Here is a 3,831-nt window from a genome sequence, read left to right as displayed (position 1 = left end):
CCTGCTGGACCAGTGGATCCGATCGGGCCTGGGCATGGGCGTGGCCGACACCGATCGCGACGGCATCGCCGACCACGTCGACAACTGCCCCAAATCCACCAACCCAACTCAGCTGGACGCGGATGGCGACGGTTTTGGCAACGCCTGTGACGCCGACTTCAACGGCGACCGCCGGGTCGATGCGCTCGACGAGGCCATCATCCGTCAAGCCCACGGCTCATCGGTCGGACAGCCGGCCTTCCTGCCTGCGGCGGACATGGACGGGGACGGTCGCATCAGCGCACTGGACATGACGCGGTTTCGCCGGCGGCTGGGCCTGCCAGTGGGCGATTGAACGAGGTCCAGCCAGAAGGCCCTGCGCGCGCTTGCCGGCTCAGGGCTGGCGGGGTGGCGACAATGGCGAGACATGAACGCCCCGATCGCCCCCACCGGCAGCGCCGCCGCGCCCATCGTCATCCTCGACACCAACGCCCTGCTGGACTGGCGGGTGTTCAAGGACCCGGTCGCTCACCCCATCGCCCAAGGCATCCTGAGCGGGCGTCTGCGCTGGCTGGCCTGCCCGTCGATGGAGCAGGAGTGGCACCAGGTCTGGCCCCGGAGTTATTTCAAGGCCTGGCAGCCCGACCCCATGCTGACGCTGACGGTGTTCCAGCACGCCGACTTCGTGGACGAACCCCCGCGCGGCCCCCTGCGCTGCAAGGACCCGGACGACCAGGTCTTCATCGACCTGGCGCTGCACGTGGGCGCGAAATGGCTGCTCAGCAAAGACGCTGCCCTGCTCAAACTCGCAGGACGTGCGAGGAAGCTCACGGGCCTGGAGGTCATGCCGCTGACGCAATGGTCAGCCATGGGCGACAATGCGGGTTCTCCCTGAACCGCGTTGAACAGTGACCATGAGCATTTTCACGGGCAACGACCGCCTGGCCTGGGCCCAGGCCTTCATCTCCGGCATCCCTTACGCCGTGGCGTCGGGCATGACGCTGACCGACATCGGCCCCGGCCGCTGCAGCCTGCTGCTGCCCGCGCGCAGCACCTGGACGGGCGACGCCGAGCGCAAGCTCATCCACCCCGGATGCCTGAGCGTGCTGGCCGACACCGCCTGCGGCGTGGCCGTGGGCTGCGCCATGGAGCAGATCGAGCCTTACGCCACGCTGGACTTGCGCATGGACTACCTGCGCCCACCCGTGGCCGAGACCGACCTGGTCTGCCATGCCGAGTGCCACCGCCTGTCGCGCAGCGTGGCCTTCGTGCGCGGTGAGTTGATGCAGCCAGGCCAGAGCGAGCCGGTGGCCACGGTGTACGCCACCTTCATGCGCGCCACGGCCGCCACGCGACGCAAGGACTTGCCGGCTGGCCAGTCCGTCACATCGACCACGTCGGCTCCCGACACACAAGCCCCAGCGCCCAAGGCCAGCCGCCCCACGCCCGCGGAAGCAGCCTCGTCCCTGATCGCGCCCGCTTCGGTCGAGCCCAGCCAGGTCTTCGTCAGCCGCGCCGCAGACATGCCCGAGACGCTGGCCGTGCCGGTGGGCCGCTCGCCTTACGTCGATTTCCTGAACGTGCACCAGCAGCCGCAAATCGACGCCGGGCCGGTGTTCCGCATGCCCTACAAAGCAGACCTGATTGGCAACCCGGTGCTGCCGGCGCTGCACGGTGGCGTGCTGGCAGGCTTTGGTGAAACCGCCATGGTGCTGCACCTGCTGGCCACCAACCCGACGCTGACGGCCATCCCGCGCAGCGTGGACTTCGCCATCGCCTACATGCGCTCGGCCAAGCCCATCGACACCTTCGCGCAGAGCACGACGGTGCGCCAGGGCAACCGCGTGGCGCTGGTCATGGTGTCACTGTGGCAGGACGACCCGTCGCGCCCGGTGGTGCAGGCGCGCGGGCACTTCCTGATGCCGCGCGAGGACGACTGATCAGCCAGACCTGGAACCAGGCGCCGAATCGCACGGTGCCTTGGCCCGGGTGGCCGTCAAGCAGCGAATCGCTGACGAACTTGGCGGCGACGCGCCCAACCCGCAGCGCCGATGCCGGCCAGTGCCATGAACACCGAAGAAGGCTCCGGCACGGGCGGCGTGCCTTCCGAGAAGTGGGCGAACGTCAGGCTGACAGCGTAGAGGCCCACGTCGTAATCTGGCTCACCAGGCAGGTGGGCATGAACGTTCCACGATGCCTGATAGCGCCCATCACGCAAAGCTGTCAGCTTTACCGGGTCGCTCAGACCGAGCGTGTACATCGGTCGCACCCAAGTAGAGTCGCTTCCTCCGCGGTCGCCACTGATGGTCGTGACCTGATCAAGCTCGAGGCTGGCAAAGCTGGCTCGCATTTTGGCTAGGTCAACAGAGGGCGCAGCTCCATTCTCGGGTCTGAACATCAGCTGCGACCGACCGTACTGCGGGTCTTCGCCACGGATGACAGGCAGGTAGAACCCGGGCCAATAACTTGGGAACTGCCCGTCTTGAAAGGGCTCGGCCAGGATTGAGAAAGCAAAATGGTAGGGCGATGGGGAAGGCTCCCCTATCCCGTCATCGAGTTCGATGACCGTCGCATGTTCGATGCGCCATTGATCGGCGAAGGCCGGTGCGTGCGCAGCAAAGCCTGCCAAGCACAACAGGGTGGCGCCCAAGGCGCGGGGGGACGTGATCATGGTGATTCCTCCGGGATTGAATGGTTGTTGGGTCAAGACCCAACACTCATTGTGGAGATCCACCTGGCCCGACGCTGTAACCATTGGTCTAAGCACCTCCGCCCATGGTCGAGTTCACGCACGCCGCGCATGCCGACTTTCCGCCAGCCACGCCCCGATGCGCATCATCTGCGTGGCGTGGTCCACCTTGGGCCGCCAACCCAGCGCCCGCGCGCGGTCGAGCGGAAATCGGCTGTCCCAGGCGATCAGGTTGAGCGCCTCGGTGGTGACCGGCGGGCGCCTGCCCGGCCACAAGCGCTTGAACACGGGCTCGGTCAGCCAGGCACCCAGGTAGGCGAGCCCACGCGGCATGGACTTGGGCGCACGCGCGCCCAGCAGGCGCGCCAGGTCGTTGAAGTAGTCGCGCCAGCTCAGGGGCAAGCCGTCGTGGACGTGAAAGGCCTGACCCCAGGCGCGCGGGTGCATGGCCGCGTGCACCAGGAAGTCGGCCACGTTGTCGACGCCGGCCAGGGCCGCGTTGCCCCGCCCACCACCGATCAGCGCAGGCAGGCCTTGCCGCAAGGCCTCGGCCGCGTCGACGACCCAGGGCCCCGAGCCCGGCCCGATGATGTTGGCCGGCCTCACGACACACAACTGCACGCCTTGCGCCATGTAGCGACGCGCCAGCGCTTCTTGCCCTTGCTTGGCGCGGCCATAGGGGCCCTGCCCGGCTCCGGGCGCGACGTCTTCGCGGCAGGGCCCCCGCTGGATGGCATCCCCATAGGCACAGATGCTGGTGACCAACACCACCGCCGTGCCCTGTGACAGGGCCGACTCGAAGACGTGCGCGGTGCCACCCACGGTCACGCGCTGGTGGTCTTCGTCGCGGCCGGCATCGCCCACCAGGGCCGCCAGGTGAAAGCACCAGTGGCAGCCTTGCATGGCGCGAGCAACGTCCTGGCCGGAGGTGATGTCACCGCGCAGCACGACGACGCGATCGCCCCAGCGTGGACCCCAGGCCTGCGGCACGGGCTCGTTGGGCAAAGCGAAAACGACCACGGTGGACGCCGTGCGCTCGAGCAGCTGCTCGACCAGCACCCGACCCAGGAAGCCGGCGCCGCCGGTGACCAGGATGCGGTCCTGGTCTGCCGGCTGGAGCACCCGCGGTGAAGCAGAAGGGGCCTCGAACTCGGCCATCACGC

5 protein-coding genes are annotated in these 3,831 nt (G+C 68.0%); 3 read left to right on the top strand and 2 right to left on the bottom strand.

Going from position 1 to position 3,831, the window contains the following annotated elements:
• The 3 genes from B2W70_RS00965 to B2W70_RS00955 form a co-directional block, all read left to right on the top strand.
• On the top strand, positions 1–334 hold a 334-nt coding region (locus B2W70_RS00965), incomplete at its 5' end, for a dockerin type I domain-containing protein (protein WP_286742067.1).
• A gap of 72 nt (positions 335–406) precedes the next feature.
• Positions 407–874 carry a PIN domain-containing protein gene (locus B2W70_RS00960; protein WP_286742066.1) on the top strand — a complete coding sequence of 156 codons (468 nt, stop codon included), beginning with the start codon at positions 407–409 and terminating at the stop codon, positions 872–874.
• A gap of 19 nt (positions 875–893) precedes the next feature.
• Entirely contained in the window at positions 894–1,919 is a 1,026-nt protein-coding gene (locus B2W70_RS00955) for a PaaI family thioesterase (RefSeq protein WP_286742065.1), read from the top strand.
• A 56-nt stretch (positions 1,920–1,975) separates the two neighbouring features.
• On the opposite strand, the gene B2W70_RS00950 is transcribed toward B2W70_RS00955, so the two are convergent.
• Together B2W70_RS00950 and B2W70_RS00945 are read right to left on the bottom strand one after the other, a co-directional pair.
• Positions 1,976–2,686 carry a PEP-CTERM sorting domain-containing protein gene (locus B2W70_RS00950; protein ID WP_286742064.1) on the bottom strand — a complete coding sequence of 237 codons (711 nt, stop codon included), beginning with the start codon at positions 2,684–2,686 and terminating at the stop codon, positions 1,976–1,978.
• 78 nt (positions 2,687–2,764) lie between these two features.
• The coding region (locus B2W70_RS00945; RefSeq protein WP_286742063.1) for an NAD-dependent epimerase/dehydratase family protein at positions 2,765–3,831 on the bottom strand (1,067 nt) is incomplete at its 5' end.

The sequence above is a fragment of the Aquabacterium sp. UBA2148 genome, from assembly GCF_002328915.1.
GTDB lineage: Bacteria > Pseudomonadota > Gammaproteobacteria > Burkholderiales > Burkholderiaceae_C > Aquabacterium > Aquabacterium parvum.
Note: the sequence above shows the minus strand (reverse complement) of the source record. Positions and strands in the feature narration are given on the sequence as shown.